At 54.5% G+C, this 16417-nt stretch carries 12 protein-coding genes and 1 pseudogene; 1 reads left to right on the forward strand and 12 read right to left on the reverse strand.

Annotated elements, in window-relative coordinates; genetic code table 11:
- Positions 1 to 64 precede the first annotated feature (64 nt).
- From ACVX3G_RS12725 to cysK, 12 genes and pseudogenes are all read right to left on the reverse strand, one after another.
- Positions 65 to 850 (reverse strand): IclR family transcriptional regulator, encoded by a 786-nt coding sequence (locus tag ACVX3G_RS12725; RefSeq protein WP_025039208.1) that lies wholly within the window; start codon positions 848 to 850, stop codon positions 65 to 67.
- Between the two features lie 175 nt (positions 851 to 1025).
- Complete coding sequence (locus ACVX3G_RS12730; protein ID WP_023634476.1) at positions 1026 to 1814, reverse strand: fumarylacetoacetate hydrolase family protein; 789 nt, start codon at positions 1812 to 1814, stop codon at positions 1026 to 1028.
- Between the two features lie 6 nt (positions 1815 to 1820).
- Positions 1821 to 3038: an NAD(P)-dependent malic enzyme gene (locus tag ACVX3G_RS12735; protein WP_011231030.1), complete on the reverse strand. Its 1218-nt coding sequence runs from the start codon at positions 3036 to 3038 to the stop codon at positions 1821 to 1823.
- Between the two features lie 188 nt (positions 3039 to 3226).
- Positions 3227 to 5411, reverse strand: a pseudogene (locus tag ACVX3G_RS12740) (malate synthase G).
- Positions 5412 to 5518: 107 nt separating this feature from the next.
- A complete protein-coding gene (locus tag ACVX3G_RS12745; RefSeq protein ID WP_014195677.1) occupies positions 5519 to 6964 on the reverse strand; it encodes an FAD-linked oxidase C-terminal domain-containing protein in 1446 nt (481 codons plus the stop codon).
- The gene (locus ACVX3G_RS12750; protein ID WP_014195676.1) at positions 6961 to 8322 is read right to left on the reverse strand and encodes a (Fe-S)-binding protein; all 1362 of its coding nucleotides are present in this window, start codon (positions 8320 to 8322) and stop codon (positions 6961 to 6963) included. Before ACVX3G_RS12750 ends, ACVX3G_RS12745 begins: the two co-directional genes overlap by 4 nt.
- Complete coding sequence (locus tag ACVX3G_RS12755) at positions 8322 to 9644, reverse strand: FAD-binding oxidoreductase (RefSeq protein ID WP_033012479.1); 1323 nt, start codon at positions 9642 to 9644, stop codon at positions 8322 to 8324. Before ACVX3G_RS12755 ends, ACVX3G_RS12750 begins: the two co-directional genes overlap by 1 nt.
- A 252-nt stretch (positions 9645 to 9896) precedes the next feature.
- On the reverse strand, positions 9897 to 10793 hold the full coding sequence (locus tag ACVX3G_RS12760; RefSeq protein ID WP_011231025.1) for an NAD(P)-dependent oxidoreductase: 897 nt from the start codon (positions 10791 to 10793) through the stop codon (positions 9897 to 9899).
- Entirely contained in the window at positions 10790 to 11587 is a 798-nt protein-coding gene (gene hyi / locus ACVX3G_RS12765) for a hydroxypyruvate isomerase (protein ID WP_031213236.1), read from the reverse strand. Before hyi ends, ACVX3G_RS12760 begins: the two co-directional genes overlap by 4 nt.
- A gap of 183 nt (positions 11588 to 11770) precedes the next feature.
- Entirely contained in the window at positions 11771 to 12409 is a 639-nt protein-coding gene (locus ACVX3G_RS12770; protein WP_013523641.1) for a Bax inhibitor-1/YccA family protein, read from the reverse strand.
- Between the two features lie 48 nt (positions 12410 to 12457).
- Positions 12458 to 13579, reverse strand: coding sequence for an AbrB family transcriptional regulator (locus tag ACVX3G_RS12775; protein ID WP_020278860.1), 1122 nt, complete (start codon positions 13577 to 13579; stop codon positions 12458 to 12460).
- A 556-nt stretch (positions 13580 to 14135) separates the two neighbouring features.
- Positions 14136 to 15059 carry a cysteine synthase A gene (gene cysK / locus ACVX3G_RS12780; protein WP_011231021.1) on the reverse strand — a complete coding sequence of 308 codons (924 nt, stop codon included), beginning with the start codon at positions 15057 to 15059 and terminating at the stop codon, positions 14136 to 14138.
- 222 nt (positions 15060 to 15281) lie between these two features.
- On the opposite strand from cysK, the gene ACVX3G_RS12785 reads away from it, so the two are divergent.
- Positions 15282 to 16385, forward strand: coding sequence for a sensor histidine kinase (locus tag ACVX3G_RS12785; RefSeq protein ID WP_014195670.1), 1104 nt, complete (start codon positions 15282 to 15284; stop codon positions 16383 to 16385).
- The last annotated feature ends 32 nt before the right edge of the window (positions 16386 to 16417 follow it).

The following is a 16417-nucleotide window of genomic DNA, read 5'->3' on the forward strand; positions in this document are numbered from 1 at the left end:
ATCTTCCCCGCCAAGGCGGCATCCACATGGGTCATTCTTCTTGGCACAAAAAAACGTCCAGCCGCTACAGCTGGACGGAATGGGCTCCACGATAGCCGAGCCTTGCCGACAGTTCTTTGCCGATCTGTCGCATGCGCACAGTGAGCGATGTGATGCGGTCGTCCGTCATGCGGATCGTCGGGCCGGAAACGCTGATCGCCGCGACGACGCCGCCAGTATAGTCAAAAATCGGAACGGCAACACATCGGATACCGTACTCGTTTTCTTCCAAGTCAAGCGCATACCCGTTTTGCCGGACGGTCTCAAGTTCGCGGAAAAATGCCTCGCGGTCGGTGATCGTCCAATCGGTATGCTTCGGCAGTCCTTTCCGATCGATGATCTCCGAAGCCACCGCGGGCGGCAAATGGGCTAAAATGGCCTTGCCGACCGCCGTGCAATGCATCGGAGCCCGCTTGCCGACTTTGGAGTGCATGCGCAGCGTCTCCGTTCCTTCCAATTTTTCAATATAAATGACTTCCCCTTGATCATAGACGACGAGGTGGATGACCTCGTTCGTTTCTTTTTCGAGCTCGCGCAAATATGGCTTCGCCTCTTGGCGCAAATCGATCGAATCAAGCAGCTTTGAGCTGAGCTCTAAAAACTTGTAGCCGAGCTTATACCGCTCCGTTTCCGGATGTTGTTCGATATAGCCGTATTGGGCAAGCGTCGTTAAAATGCGGTACACCGAACTTTTGTTGATGTCCATTTGTTTCGCGATTTCCGTCACGCCCAGCCCGTCCTTTTTCGTGCTGACGATTTCGATAATTTGCAGCGCCCGGCGGACCGATTTGACCGTGTTTTCTCGTTCCATCGCATTCACCTCGATTTGTTCTCTCCGCTCGCCATTATACACGAACAGCCGGGCTTTTGCAGGCGGGAGAGCAGCGCAGGCGCGCATGGCAGCGAGCGCCGCCTTAACGGACGGAACGTATTCACCGTCAGGACGCGCCTGATGCCTTGTTTGGCCCAGAGATGCCGCAGGTTCGTTATGAACGTCGGATGGAAACGGCTGGCGCTTTGGCGGCGACGAACGTATTGCGGAGCGTGCCGATGCCGTCCACATCGCATTCAATGACCGTCCCCGGGCCGACAAGCTCGGCGCCGACCGGGCTTCCCGTCAAAATGACGTCGCCCGGTTGCAGCGTCATGACATGAGACAAATACGAAATCATTTTGCTGATGGAAATGATCATCAGCTTGGTCGAGCTGTTCTGCTTTTCTTCACCATTGACCCGCGCTTTCACCGATACAGCCCGAGGATCGAGCTCTGTTTCAATGACCGGGCCGAGCGGTGTAAACGTATCGAACGATTTTCCGATCGTCCAATGGCCGTCCGGGTGGAAAAACTGCGGCGCGGTGACATCGTTGGCGACCGTATAGCCGAAAATATACGACCACACGTCTTCTTCGCTCACCTGTTTTGCCTCTTTGCCGATCACAACCGCCAGCTCGGATTCAAATTTCACTTCACCAACCCCGCTCGGAATGACCACCTCCGCTTCCGGCCCGACGACCGACGAGGATGGTTTAAAGAAAAAGACAGGAATATCTGGCAGTTCCACCGGCAGCTGTTCACTGGAGGCCACATAGTTGGCGCCAATGCCGATCACATGGCGCGGCGCAAGCGGCGCCACGAGCGAAACGCGATCATAGCGAAATACGTTTCCCGTATAATCCCAAGCGGTGAACATATTTCCTTCGATTTCGCGGATCACTTCACCGTTCACCACACCGGCGCGAATCGCGCCATCAGCGAGAAAACGGGCAAATTTCATCGATGGCTACCCCTCTCTGACACGATTTTGTTCCTCAACTTTTTCCTTGACTCGAGCCACCCCGGTCTCCATGGCGGCACGGGCGACGGCGGAAGCGACGGCCTCGACGACGCGCCGGTCAAACGGGTTCGGGATGACATACTCTTCCGTCAGCTCTTCCGGCTGGATGAGCCCGGCGATGGCTTCGGCAGCGGCAATTTTCATCGCCTCATTAATTTGCGTCGCCCGCACATCGAGCGCGCCGCGGAAAATGCCAGGGAACGCCAACACGTTGTTCACTTGGTTCGGCAAATCCGACCGGCCGGTCGCGACCACGGCGGCGCCGGCGGCTTTTGCCTCATCCGGCATGATCTCAGGCACCGGATTGGCCAAGGCGAATACGACCGCCCCGCGGTTCATCGTCCGAACCATCGCCGGCGTCAACGCCCCAGCAACCGAGACACCGATAAACACATCCGCGCCTTGAATGACGTCCGCAAGCGTCCCGGAGATACGGCGGTGATTCGTTTGCCGGGCGATTTCTTCCTTGATAGCGTTCATCCCATGCGAGCGCCCTTCATAAATCGCTCCTTTTGTGTCGCAAACGATCAGTTCGCCGACTCCGATCGACAGCAGCAATTTGGCGATCGCCACCCCGGCAGCGCCGGCGCCGTTGATGACAACCCGGCAATCGGCAAGCTGTTTGCCAACCACTTTCAAGGCGTTCGTCAGCCCAGCGGCCACGACAATCGCCGTGCCATGCTGATCATCATGAAACACCGGGATCGCCATCTCTTGGCGAAGACGCTCTTCAATGACAAAGCAGGCGGGGGCGGCGATATCTTCCAAATTGATGCCCCCAAACGCCGGTTCCAGCAACTTGACCGTTTGAATGATTTGTTCCGGATCTTCAGTATCGAGGCAAAGCGGCACGGCATCGATCCCGGCGAACGCTTTGAACAAGGCGGCTTTCCCTTCCATGACCGGAAGCGCCGCCCGCGCGCCAATGTTGCCAAGCCCAAGCACCGCCGTGCCATTCGAGACGACGGCGACAAAATTGCCCTTCACTGTATAGTTGTACATTTCGTCTTGGTCGACGTAAATTTCTTTGCACGGTTCAGCCACTCCCGGCGAATAAATGAGACTTAAATCATTGGCATTCACGACCGGCACTTTCACTTCAACTGACAGCTTTCCTCTTGCCTGCCGATGGACAAGCAACGCTCGTTCTCGCAAATGTTCCATCACTGATCCCTAGCTACTAGCCTTCCCCATCCCCTTGTACCGCCTTTTGTGCTGCTTTGCGTTTGACAACCGGCCAGTAGTAACTAGGAGCTGCCTCCTTTCTCCATTTATTTTCTTAATTTTCTGATCATAATAGATAGGAAGGAACAAGGTCATCCATCCCTTGTTCCTTATACAGCTTTTGGCGTTTATTGCTGAATGGCGGCAAATTTCGCTTTTGCTTCTTGACGGCGGCGGTGCAAAATCGGCTCGGTATAGCCGTTTGGCTGTTCATAGCCGCGGAAAATGAGATCGCACGCCGCTTGGAACGCCACCGAATCATCGTAATTCGGCGCCATCGGACGATAGTTCGGATCGCCGGCGTTTTGTTCGTCGACGACTTTCGCCATCCGCTTGAGCGTCTCAAGCACTTGCTCTTTCGTGCAAATGCCATGATGGAGCCAGTTGGCGAGAATTTGGCTCGAGATGCGAAGCGTCGCCCGGTCTTCCATCAGTCCGACGTTGTGAATGTCCGGCACTTTCGAGCAGCCGATCCCTTGGTCGATCCAGCGGACGACATAGCCTAAAATGCTTTGGCAGTTGTTGTCGAGCTCTTCTTGAATCTCTTCCGCTGTCCATTGCGGATGGTCAACGACCGGGATTTGCAACATGTCGTCGCGATAATCGTTCCGATCGTTCGCCAGTTCGCTTTGCACAGCGGAGACGTTCACTTGATGGTAATGAAGCGCATGGAGCGTGGCCGCTGTCGGCGACGGCACCCATGCCGTATTGGCGCCTGCTTTGAGCTGCGCTCCTTTTTGCTTCAGCATTTCTGCCATCAAATCCGGCATCGCCCACATTCCTTTGCCGATTTGCGCCCGGCCGCGGAAGCCGGCGGCAAGCCCAACGGCGACGTTCGATTTTTCATACGCCTGCAGCCAAGTCGATGATTTCATCTCGTTTTTGCGCAGCATCGGCCCCGCTTCCATCGACGTATGAATTTCGTCTCCGGTCCGGTCGAGGAAGCCGGTGTTGATAAAAATGATGCGGTCGCGCACTTGGTAGATGCAGTTTTTCAAGTTGAGCGACGTGCGGCGCTCCTCGTCCATCACGCCGATTTTAATCGTATTCCGCTCAAGGCCGAGCATATCTTCGACACGGTCAAACAGCTCGTTGGCAAACGCCACTTCCGCCGATCCGTGCATTTTCGGCTTGACGATGTAGATGGAACCTTTGCGCAGAATTCAAGTAGCGTGTATTGCCGATGAGCGAATGTTTCATAATCAAGCTTGTAATGACGGCGTCCATGATCCCTTCATGCACTTCCTCGCCATTCGCATGCAAGATCGCGTTGTTCGTCATTAAGTGCCCGACGTTGCGCACGAACATGAGCGAACGGCCCGGCAGCACGAGCTCCCCGCCATCCGGCGTTTTGTATACGCGATCCGGGTTCAGGGAGCGCGTCATGATTTTGCCGTTTTTCTCAAATGTCGCTGTCAAATCGCCTTTAACGAGACCAAACAAGTTGCGGTAAACGAGCACTTTGTCTTCGGCGTCAACGGCCGCCACCGAATCTTCACCGTCCATGATCGTTGTCACGGCCGCTTCTAGGACAATGTCTTTGACCCCGGCTTGATCCGTTTTTCCGACCGCATGCTCGCGGTCGATTTGAATTTCAATGTGAAGGCCATTGTTCTTCAGCAACACCGCTGTCGGATGTTGCGGGTCGCCTTGGAAGCCGACGAATTTTTCCGGCTCTTTCAGCCCCGTCGTCGCCCCGCCTTCTGTCGTCACGACAAGCTGGCCATCAACAATGGCGTACTGGACAGCGTCTTTATGGGAATATTGCGCCAGCGGCACCGCTTCATCTAAAAACTGCCGCCCGTAGGCGATGACTTTCGCCCCGCGCACCGGGTTGTACGACGAACCGCGCTCGGCGCCGTCTTCTTCGCTGATGGCATCGGTGCCGTACAGCGCGTCGTACAGGCTGCCCCAACGGGCGTTGGCAGCGTTTAATGCATAGCGGGCGTTCGTCAACGGAACGACGAGCTGCGGCCCGGCTTGCACGGCAATTTCATCATCGACATTGTCGGTCGTAATCTCAAAGTCCTCGACTTCCGGCTCCAAATAGCCGATGTCTGTCAAAAATGCTTTATATTCGTTAAAATCAAAGCGGCCGCGATGCGCTTTATGCCACTCATTCAATTTTTCTTGAATTTCGTCGCGGCGGGCGAGCAATTCTTTGTTGCGCGGCGTCAAGTCGGAAATGAGCGCGCCGAAATCGCTCCAAAACTTGTCTTGATCCAACCCGCTGTTCGGCAGAAGCTCCTCGTTGACAAAGTCGTACAACACTTTGGCGACTTGGATGTTCCCTTTTTGTACGTATTCGCCCATTATTCTCTTCCCCTCTCTTGTTTCTTATTACGAAACATCGTTTCTCAATTTCTCTAAAAAGATGATACCATGAAACGAAATGACTGGCAATCGTTTTCAAAAAATTTTCATTTCACTGTCGACGGCATCTTTGTCTCTACACAACGCCCCGGCGTCGGGAACAGCTTGCCGGCGTTGAGCAAGTTTTTCGGGTTAAACACGTCGCGGATTGCCGTTTGCGCCAAAATTTCCTCATCAGTGAAAATGAAGCGCATCTCTTCTTTTTTCTCAATGCCAACGCCATGTTCCCCTGTAATTGATCCGCCGACCGCCGCGCACGCCTTGAGGCATTCGCTTCCGGCGGCAAGCGCCCGCTCCGTCTCCCCAGGCTTGCTCGCATCAAACAGCACAAGCGGGTGCAAATTGCCGTCGCCGGCGTGGAAAATGTTTGCGATTCTCAGTCCATACTTGCGGCTGATATCGGCGATTTCCCGCAGCACTTCCGGCAGACGGCTGCGCGGAATGACGCCATCTTGCACTAAATAGTCAGGCGAAATCGCCCCCATGGCGCCAAAGCCGGTTTTCCGGTTCGCCCACCAGCGGGCCCGTTCTTCCTCTGACTGGGCGACTTTCACTTCGCGCACATGATGGCGGCGGCAAATCGTTAAAATATCGTTGATTTGTTCGTCGATCCCGGCGGAAATGCCATCCACTTCAATGAGCAACAGCGCGGCGATGTCTTTCGGATGCCCGACCGGAAACGCGGCCGCTTCGACCGCCTCGATGGCCGTTTGGTCCATCATCTCGAGCGCCGCCGGCACGATTCCAGCGGAAATGATGTCGGAAACGGTCTGGCTCGCATCTTCCACTTCGTCAAAATAGGCGAGCACCGTCTGTTTGGCCTCGGGATTTTTCAACAAACGGACGGTGATTTTTGTCACGATGCCAAGCGTCCCTTCCGACCCGGTCAGCAGCCCGAGCAAATCGTAGCCTGGCGGATCGGGAACGCCGTTTCCGCCGATTTCAATCACTTCGCCGTTCGGCAAGACGACTTCAAGCCCTAAAATATGGTTCGTCGTCACTCCGTATTTTAAGCAGTGGGCGCCGCCAGCGTTTTCAGCGACGTTGCCGCCGATCGTGCAGCAATATTGGCTTGACGGGTCGGGCGCATAGTAATAGCCGCGGTGGGCGACCGAGTTCGTCAACTTCAAGTTGACAAACCCCGGCTCGACGACGGCGCGCCGGTTTTCGAGATCGACGTGCAACAGCCGCTTCATCCGCGTTAGGCTGATGACGACTTCGCCGTTTAGCGGAATCGCCCCGCCGCTTAACCCCGTGCCGGCGCCGCGGGCGAGAAACGGAAGATCATGCTCATGGCAGTATTTGACGACCGCCGCCACTTGCTCCGTGCTGTTTGGAAATACAACCGCCCTTGGCAAATGGCGGTGGACGGTGAAGCCGTCGCAGTCATACGCCATTAAATCTTCTTTCCGGTATAAAATCGCCTGTTCCCCAACGATGCGGGCGAGCGCTTGGATGTGCGGGTCGTTCGTTGCAATCGGCCGTTTTCTCATATGCGCACGTCCTTCCCTTCTTCTTTTTGGTACGCCCAATCGAGCAGCTGCACCGTATGGACGATTTTTTGGTTTCGTCCATGTTTCATGACGCCAAGCGCCATTTGCAGCATGCAACCTGGATTGCCCATCGAGATCAGCTCCACCTCTTGCGGCACGTGTTGCATTTTGCTCTCAAGCACCGCTTGTGCCATCTCCGGATGGGTGAGGTTGTAAATGCCGGCGCTGCCGCAGCAACGATCGGCGTTTGGCATGGCGACCATTTCCACCCCCGGAATGCTTTCAATCAAAGCGCGCGGCTCTTGGCGGATGCCCTGGCCATGGGCCAAATGGCACGCATCATGGTAGGTGAGGCGCACGTTCAATTCCGCTTTCGGTGGTTTGAAGCCCGTGTCATGCAAAAATTTGGACACATCCTCAACTTTGGCGGCAAATTGCTCCGCCTTTTCATGCCATTCCGGGTCATGGCGGAACAGTTCCGGATATTCTTTCAACATGCAGCCGCAGCCGGCGGCGTTAACGATGACATGGTCGACATGTTGAAACGCCTCAATATTTTGCTTGGCGAGCTTCCGGCCGGTTTCGCGGTCGCCGGCGTGAACGTGAAGCGCCCCGCAGCACGTCTGGTTCGGGACGATGACGACATCGTTGCCGTTATGGGTCAATACACGGATCGTCGCTTCGTTAATATCACTAAACATAACATCCATGACGCATCCGGTCAAAATCGCGACGGTTCGCTTTGTTTCCCCCTTCGCCTTAATGAGCGGCTGATGTTTATACTTTCTCCGAACCGGCGTACCGACCGCTGGCAAAATCGCCTCCATCTCAGCCAAGTGATCGGGCATGACACGCAGCAGTCCGGTTTTGCGCGCCACCGTCTGCAAGCCGCTTTTTTGGTACCATTTCAGCAGGCGGCCGAGCCAATCGAGGCGCGACGGATGCGGAAAAATGCCTTTTAAGAAAACGTCGCTGACAAGCGCCTTCCAACCGGTGAGCGGAACCGCCTGGCGGAGCTGGCCGCGCACTTGTTCAATGAGCCCACCGACATCGACATCGGCCGGGCAAGCCGTCGTGCATGCACGGCAATCCAAGCACGTAAAAATCGGATCGAGCAAATCAGGCGTCAACTCAAGCTTCCCTTCGCCGACCGACTTCATCAAATGAACGCGGCCGCGCGGAGAGTGCTGTTCTTCACCCGTCTGTTCGTACGTCGGGCATGATTCTAAACACATGCCGCAATGAACGCAATCAGCCCACTTGCTCGGGTCCGGCAAATCGTGAAAACGATAGTTGCCAAGACTCGCGGTCGCACACGCCGGGCTGTCCGCCCGTTCATTGGTCATCGTGCTCATCATTAAATCCCCCCAATAAAGCGTTGATCGTTGACCGTTTTGTTCGGATCGATTTTCCGCTTAATGCCTTCGAGCAAGAAAAAGTACGACGGCTTTCCGCCCCAGACGTCGACGCGCTGGCGCAGCGAAAGCGGCAAATGTTTCACAATCGCGTAGCCGCCAAGGCGAACCGCCGTTTGGCGCAGCTCCTCGATTGCGGTCAACACTCCCTCTTCGCCGCCGTGCATATACGCCTGACAAAGCCCGTGGCCCAATCCGCCGTGCGCCTCGATGCGGACATGGCAACGGTCAGCGATTAAAACGCTTTCACGCAAGATGGAGAGTACATCCAAGTTGACAACCCCGATTTTCACTGCCGCTTCAACACCGTTTTCCGCCTGCTCCAGACGCCCGTTCGGTGCCATCGTGTAAAACGTCCGCCAAAACGCCGCCGTCTCTTCGCCGGCTAAAATGGACATTTCCACCGCTTTCGGCCGCAGTCGTTCAACCCAATGCTCTTGGTAATGGACGGCGTTTTCCACATCTTCAAACCCGATCACAAGCGTATAAACCGGCCGTCCCGTCAGCCGCTCGGAAAGCGCCGGGTTGAGCAGTTCAAAACAAATCGGCTCCATCATTGTATCAAGGAACGAAACGGCAAACGAGCGAATGTCATGAAGATCGCCGCTTGGGAACGACAGCAACACAACGCTTTCATATTTCGCGAGCGGTCGAAGCTTGAGCGTAATCTCGCTCAGCACCCCGAGCGTCCCCATCGCCCCAATGAACAACTTATTCATATCGTAGCCGGCGACATTTTTTACCACTTTGCCTCCGGAACGAATGACGGTCCCGTTCGGATAGACGACGCGCAGCCCGATGACCGAATCGCGCGCTGCCCCATAGCCGAGCCGCTTCGGACCGCTATCGTTCGCGGCAATGACCCCTCCGATCGTCGCTTCCTCCGGCCAAAACGGGTCCAAGGCGACCTTTTGCCGATGCGGAGCGAGCGCGCGCTGCAAATCACCAAACACCGTTCCGGCTTTGACAGTGACCGTCATATCGGCGGCCGCATGTTCGACAATGCCGGCATAGTGTTCCAACGACAGCAAGATGTCCGCCTGTTCCCGCTGCCCGCCAAACCCCCGTTTTGTGCCGCGTCCAGCGATGACGACTTTTTTGCCATGGCGGTCGGCATAGCGGAGCACCGCAGCGATTTCTTCCTCTGTTCGCGGATAGACGGTCACCGCCCCATCATTGCCGAGGGGGTGGAACGATTCATTCCGTTTGATCTGTTCTGGATGCAAAAACGCCTGCAGCTCCTCAATCCATGTCAATGAAAGCATGAGCGCCCTCCTCCGTTTCGTAATAAGAAACATCGTTTCTTTTTATCAGTAAAAAAAAGCGAGCCGCTCGAACCGTTTTCTTTATCAGGCGGAGGGTGTCCCAAAAGAATCGGGACACCTTTTCCGATCACCGTCATATATACAAGTGATTTAGCCCAAAACAACCTTTGGGGCCAGCCCTCCTGCTACTTCTATTAAACCATCGCTCATCCATTTTTTCAATGAATTTTTTGAATTTAGGGATCATTTTGTTCATTCCGTCTCTTCCACCACCACTCCGACCCGCTGCTCGAGCGGCTGAATGACCGCGGCCATATCCAAGTCAGCAAGGCCTGCGGCGATCGCTGCGGCAAACGCTTCTTCTGCTTGAATGCCGAGTCGGCGGCCAAGGCCGATTTCATCCATCAACTCGTTCGCCAAGCGCACATCTTTATGTACATACTTGACCGCCCCGCCAGGAGTGAATCGACGCGGCAACACGAACTGCTCCATATGGCGGCGCAACATCCGGCTGTCTCCATAGCTTTCTTTTAACAGCCGATACAGCTTCCCGGCATGAAGCCCATAAGCGACGCCAGCGACCATCGCTTCCGCCGCGGCGACCGAATGGACGGCGACCAAGTACTGGTTGATCGCTTTTGCCGCGCTGCCGGCGCCGCTTTCTCCTAAATATTCAACCGTTTTTCCTAACACCCGAAGCAACGGACGCACCCGCTCCCATGCTTCTTTCGCCCCGCCGACCATGATCGTCAGCGCCCCTTGCTCCGCCCCTTCCGGCCCGCCGCTTACCGGCGCGTCCAAATAGGCGACGCCGTGCTCATCGGCGCGCCGAGCGACAAACCGGCTTGTTTTCGGACCGACGGTTGTAAAATCAAGGCAAATCGTCCCCGGATGGGCCGCGCTAAGGACGCCGCCTTCACCTGTATACACCTCGATGACATCATCCGGCATCGATAAGCACGTGCAAATGATATCCGCCTCGCCAGCCAGCTCTGCCACTGTCGCCGCCTGTCGGGCGCCAAGGTTGACAAGCGGAACCGCTTTTTCTGTCGTACGGTTGTACACCGTGACATTGAATCCCGCTTCAAGCAGCCGTCTAGCCATGCGCGAGCCCATCACGCCCAATCCAATAAAGCCGACGCGTGTCATCGTCCGCCTCCCCCTTTCATTCCGCGGTATTCATCATACCAAACAAAACTTTCGCTGCTTTTCCCTGATGGAATGTACTCAAGTCCAATCGCTCCATTGTAGCCGTGCTCTTGCAAAAATGCGAAAATCTCGCGATACGGAAGCTCTCCCGTCCCCGGCTCATGCCGCCCGGGGGCATCAGCGAATTGCACATGCGCGATGAGCGGTGCGTAGTCGGCAAACGTCGCTGTCACATTGCGTCCGAGCCGAGCCATATGATAGACGTCATATTGCAATTTCACATTCGTCCGGCCGAGATCGCGTATGATCGCCGCCGCTTCCTCAATATCGGTTAAAAAGTAGCCGGGCATATCGAACGGATTGATCGGTTCAATCGTCAGCGTCAAACCATGAACAGCAAGCGTTGCAGCCGCTTCGTCAATGCGGCGCATATACGTCTCCTTCGCCCGCTCGCGCGGCAAGTCCCTTGGCAACACTCCGGCCATGCAATGAAGATTCGGTACACCGAGCGCGAGCGCATAACGCACTCCTTCCTCCAGTGCACGCCGGAATTCATCATGACGGTCAGAAAAAATGGCGAGCCCGCGCTCCCCCTTTTCCCAATCGCCAGCGGGCAAATTCAGCAAAACAAGCGACAGCTCAAGCTGCTCGAGTTCATCAGCAATCGCCTCAGGAGCCACCGAGTACGGAAACTGGCATTCAACGTGCGAAAACCCATGCTGCTTCGCCTTGGCAAACCGGGCGAGAAACGGCGCTTCCGTGAAAATCGTCGATACATTGACGGCAAACTTCATCATGAGGCTCCTTTCTTCTCCATTTCTTTCTCTATATTCGCCCCACCGTTTGCCGATTCCTGCCTCACCGCGTTTCCCCTTTAATGCCGTAAAAAAACAGCCGCACCATTTCGACTTGCCGCTTTGATCAATGCCACGGTCATGGAAAAAAGGCTGCCCCAAAGGAGCAGCCCTTTTTGGCGCTCAATCCTCATCGCTGGCGAAAAAACGCAAAATGTAGACAAACAAGTTGATGAAATCAAGGTAAATATTGACCACAATCATCGGGATGTCCGCTTCCGTAAAGCCATAGCGGGCCAAACGGTTGATGTCGTAAATCGTAAAACCAAGGAAAATCAGAATCCCCAAAGCGGCGATGCCCATTTGCCCTACGCTTGAGAATGGGATGAACCATTGGATGATCAGCAAGCCAAGGAGCGCAAACGCGCCCAGCATCAAAAACCCGCCGAGGAACGAAAAATCTTCTTTCGTTCTCGCTGCGTAAATGGCAACGCCGGAAAACGATACAACGGCCAGCGCAAACGCTTTGAACACCGCCGCCGCGCCGATGATGGAAATGTAATAGCCGATGAGCGGATAGAGCGTCGCCCCCGAGACAAACATAAACGCAAACATAAGCGGATAGCCGACAGCTTTTTTCACGCGGGCGAACATCATGACCAACAGCAGCACAAGTTCAAGCGCGTAAAGGGGCAAATACAGGCCAGCCGGCACCCATTGCCCGGCATACAGCCCCGCCGTCGCAACGGCCAGCGCCGCTAAAAAGGAAACCGCCAACTTCGCCACTGGGCTATGCGGACGATAAACGGTCGAATGGTTCATGGCAACCCCCTCCTTTTTCTTTCTAGTTTAGCATATATTTGTTTCTTGTCACAGTCCTTTCTTTTGGATTGACGCAGACTGCATGGACCGCCCACCATGATGTATGGTCCATCGTTCGATCCACCGAAACCAGCGGGCGGCAAACCATTTTTTCAGCACCGGTGGAACGACAAGCAAAATGAAAAAAATGCGGAACATTTGATAACTTGTCACAACGGCAAGGTCGGCATGCGCCTCCCGCGCCAAAATTCCCATTTGATCCATGCCCCCCGGCGCCAAGGCGATGAACGCTGTCAAATACGACACGCCATGCAGAGCCGTTAAGACAAATGCCGAAGCCATGGAAAACAAAATGAGCGCAAGACCGGTAACCACAGCGGCCAGCACGGCTCTTCCCTTTTCCGCGATGCGAGCCGGTTTCAGCATTAAGCCTAGATAAGCGCCCATCGCGATTTGCGCGATATCTAACAAAGGAGCTGGCAAATGGGGCGCCGGCGTCCCGGCAATGACCAGAGCCGATGTTCCGATGATCGGGCCAAGCAAATAGGCAGTCGGCAGTTTGATGCGCCTTCCGATGATCGCGCTGGCAACCGTGACGATCAAATACAGCCAAACAAGACCGACGCTCCAATGCGCCCCTTGTCCGCATTCTGCGCCCGTCCCCGCCTCAGCGCCGCCGGAAAAGAACGGGCTTAAGGCGATAAGCGGGACGAGAAACACGACGCCCATCAGGCGCATCACTTGAAAAAACGTGACAATCGTTGCATCGACACCGTCGAGCTCCTCGCCCAACACAAGCATTTGCGACAATCCGCCGGGGATGCTGCCGGTGACAACCGAACGGAGCGGAATCCTTGTCCATCTCGCGACAAGGCAAGAAACAAGGAAGCTAAACAACAAAATCAACACCGTCGCCAGCAACATCGCCGGCAATTGTCGGCCCATCTCCACAAGCGTTCCTGCCGTCATCGATGTCCCTAGCGTATAGCCGATCGGAATGAGCGCAGCGTTGCGAATGCCGACCGGCCAATACAACTTTCCCTTCAAAAAACGACCAACCAAAAGCAACGCAGCTGCTGGACCGAGCATCCAATGGAGCGGAACGCCAAACAAGGCGAAAATGAAGCCGCCGAGCGCCGCGATCACCAGCGTCAACGCGATGCGCGCCATGCTGTTCCGCCCTTGTTGTCTTTCCAAAGCCAAGCGAACACTTCCTCTCCACCTTACATCAACGAAATTGTGCTTGCTGTCAATGAACAAAACTTGACAGCGCAGCGATTGTACTTGACTGCCGGTTTTATCGACAGCGGACGGCGGCGCGAAGGCAAAAAGGGACGGCAACTGTTGCTCTACTATCCGCTTTCTGCAAACTATATAGATGCAACGAAATCGTTTAACATATCCTTGACGGAAAAGTGGCTCATCCATTTTTGACTGTCGAAGGCAAGCCATAGGCTTGCCTCCGTCACGCTAAGGCGTGACGGAAGACCGAACAACGACTCGCTTAAAGACCCATTCATGGGTCTTTAAGCGGTGTTGTTCGGTCACTCGACAGTCGGATGAAATGACCGGTAAAAACGAAAAATGTTAAAGCTTTAAATTGCATCAGAAATACCAAACAAAAACATTCCTCTCCTGTTTAGCAGAGAGGAATGCTTCTCTTCCCATGAAAGGCAAGGAGCAGTGAAGCCAACGGCCCTCGCTTTTTCGCCGATGCGCCGTCCGCTTAATCAGCGAATAAATCGGATGACAAATACCGCTCGCCGGAATCGGGCGCCATGCAAAGGACGCGGGCGCCTTTGGGGAGCTGTTTCGCCACTTTGATGGCGTAATAGGCACTGGCAGCGGCCGAAGCGCCGACCAAAATGCCTTCCTTCGCCGCCAGTTCGCGCGCCATCTGTTGGGCATCCTCATCTTTGATCAAAAAAATGTCATCATAAATCGAGCGATTTAAAATTTTCGGGATAAACCCCGGACCCGTGCCGGGAATTTTGTGCGGCCCCGGCTTGCCGCCCGACAACACAGGCGAACCGTACGGTTCAACGACGTAAATGCGCAAATTCGGGATGCGTTTTTTCAGCTCCTCCCCTGTTCCGGTCACCGTCCCGCCGGTGCCGGCGGTTAACACGAACGCATCGAGCCGTCCATCAAACGCTTCATAAATTTCCACCGCTGTTGTATGCCGGTGTGCATCCGGATTGGCCGGATTTTCAAACTGCATCGGAATAAAGCTGTCAGGGATTTCGCCAGCAAGCCGGTTTGCCTCATCGATCGCCCCTTGCATCCGCTTCTCCGCCGGCGTCAAATAGACTTCGGCTCCGTACGCCTTTAAAATTTTCACCCGTTCGACCGTCGCATTGTCGGGCATCGTAATGATGCAACGGTAACCTCTGGCGGCGCACACCATGGCCAGGCCGATGCCGGTGTTGCCGGACGTCGGTTCAATGATCGTGCTTTTTCCCGGTGCAATTTTCCCTTCCGCCTCGGCGCGGCGGATCATTTCCCAAGCGGGCCGGTCTTTGACGCTGCCGCCCGGATTGAACGATTCAAGCTTCATATACACATCCGCGCCGTCCGGGTCAGGAAGACGCTGCAACTTTACAATCGGCGTGCCGCCAATCAAATCTAAAATCGAGTCATACAATTTCACGATCGTCCCCAACCTTTAGCAAAATATTTGTTTGCCTCATTCATTATAAATGATTTTTCTTTTTTCGTTCAAACAGTCTGTCCCGCCCGCAGCACCAGGTTTTTTGATCGTTTTTCGCAAAAGGACGTTCGTTTGGCCGGACCGATTGCGATTTTTCCCCTGTTCTAGTCCGATATTCCCCCTTATAATAAAAAATAAATGATGGAAAGCGAGGTGGCTTTTTTGGCATCTGCGGCACAGCAGCTCGTCACCCATTTAGAAGCCCATTTGCCGAACTTTCTCGCCTATTGGCGGCAACATATGAAAATTGCCGACGATGACAAATACATCGATCATGTCGAACAAAACGGCTTAGCAGTGTTTGAGCTGGTCAAAGAAGCGCTGTTGCGGTCGCTATCTAGCGAGACGGTCGAACGGTTAGCCAACAAAATCGCGAAAGAACGTGCGGAAATGAATGTCGGCATCGGCGCTCTCGTCTACAACGTCAACCTTGGGAGGCGGCTCGTCATCAACCACGCGCTCGCCGCGCCGCTGCCGGTCGACGAGCTGTCCCCGCTCATCGACCATTTGAACGAGCTGTTTGACCAATTTCTGTTTCATGCCATCACAAAATACAATGAGTTAAAGGAAAAAGAACTGCATGAAAAAAACGCGCTCATTGCCAGATCGCATCAAGACCGGCTGACGCTGCTTGGGCAAATGTCATCGAGTTTTGTCCATGAGTTTCGCAATCCGCTTACGGCTATTATTGGTTTTATTCAATTATTGAAGTTTGAGCATCCGCATCTTCCTTATTTAGACATTATCGACCATGAGTTGCAGCAGCTGAAATTTCGCATTTCGCAATTTTTGCATGCCTCACGCAAAGAAATTGTTGAAAGCGAAAAAGAAACGTTTTCGCTGTACCAGTTGTTGGAGGAAATTATCGAGTTTTTATACGCCACGATCGTCGACAGCGATGTCGACCTTTCGGTGGCGATCGATGAATCCATACATATATTTGCCTATAAAGATCAGCTGCGCCAGGTGCTGGTAAACATTTTGCTCAACTCGATCGAAGCGGTGAAAGAGAGGGAAAAACCGCGGCGGATCAACATCGCCGCCCGTTGCCAAGACGGAAGCATCATCATCGAAATCGCCAACAACGGTCCGTCAATTCCAGCCGACATTGTGGAAACGATTTTCGAGCCGTTTTTTACAACGAAAAAACTCGGAACCGGCATCGGCCTGTACATTTGCAAAAAAGTGATCGAAGACCACGGCGGGGATATCTGCTGTTCTTCCGACGACAACATGACGACGTTTTCCATCCGCCTCCCTGCATGACGAACAGCGAAAATGGGCAAGATGGATGAAAA

The organism is Geobacillus sp. PLS 41, from assembly GCF_056494105.1.

Excerpts from the sequence above, each read along its gene's own strand:
- ACVX3G_RS12760 (WP_011231025.1), bottom strand. The coding sequence starts at position 10,793 with ATGACACGCGTCGGCTTTATTGGATTGGGCGTGATGGGCTCGCGCATG.
- ACVX3G_RS12755 (WP_033012479.1), bottom strand. The coding sequence starts at position 9,644 with ATGCTTTCATTGACATGGATTGAGGAGCTGCAGGCGTTTTTGCATCCA.
- ACVX3G_RS12745 (WP_014195677.1), bottom strand. The coding sequence starts at position 6,964 with ATGAGAAAACGGCCGATTGCAACGAACGACCCGCACATCCAAGCGCTC.
- ACVX3G_RS12730 (WP_023634476.1), bottom strand. The coding sequence starts at position 1,814 with ATGAAATTTGCCCGTTTTCTCGCTGATGGCGCGATTCGCGCCGGTGTG.
- ACVX3G_RS12770 (WP_013523641.1), bottom strand. The coding sequence starts at position 12,409 with ATGAACCATTCGACCGTTTATCGTCCGCATAGCCCAGTGGCGAAGTTG.
- ACVX3G_RS12775 (WP_020278860.1), bottom strand. The coding sequence starts at position 13,579 with ATGGCGCGCATCGCGTTGACGCTGGTGATCGCGGCGCTCGGCGGCTTC.
- ACVX3G_RS12725 (WP_025039208.1), bottom strand. The coding sequence starts at position 850 with ATGGAACGAGAAAACACGGTCAAATCGGTCCGCCGGGCGCTGCAAATT.
- ACVX3G_RS12750 (WP_014195676.1), bottom strand. The coding sequence starts at position 8,322 with ATGATGAGCACGATGACCAATGAACGGGCGGACAGCCCGGCGTGTGCG.
- ACVX3G_RS12735 (WP_011231030.1), bottom strand. The coding sequence starts at position 3,038 with ATGGAACATTTGCGAGAACGAGCGTTGCTTGTCCATCGGCAGGCAAGA.
- hyi (WP_031213236.1), bottom strand. The coding sequence starts at position 11,587 with ATGAAGTTTGCCGTCAATGTATCGACGATTTTCACGGAAGCGCCGTTT.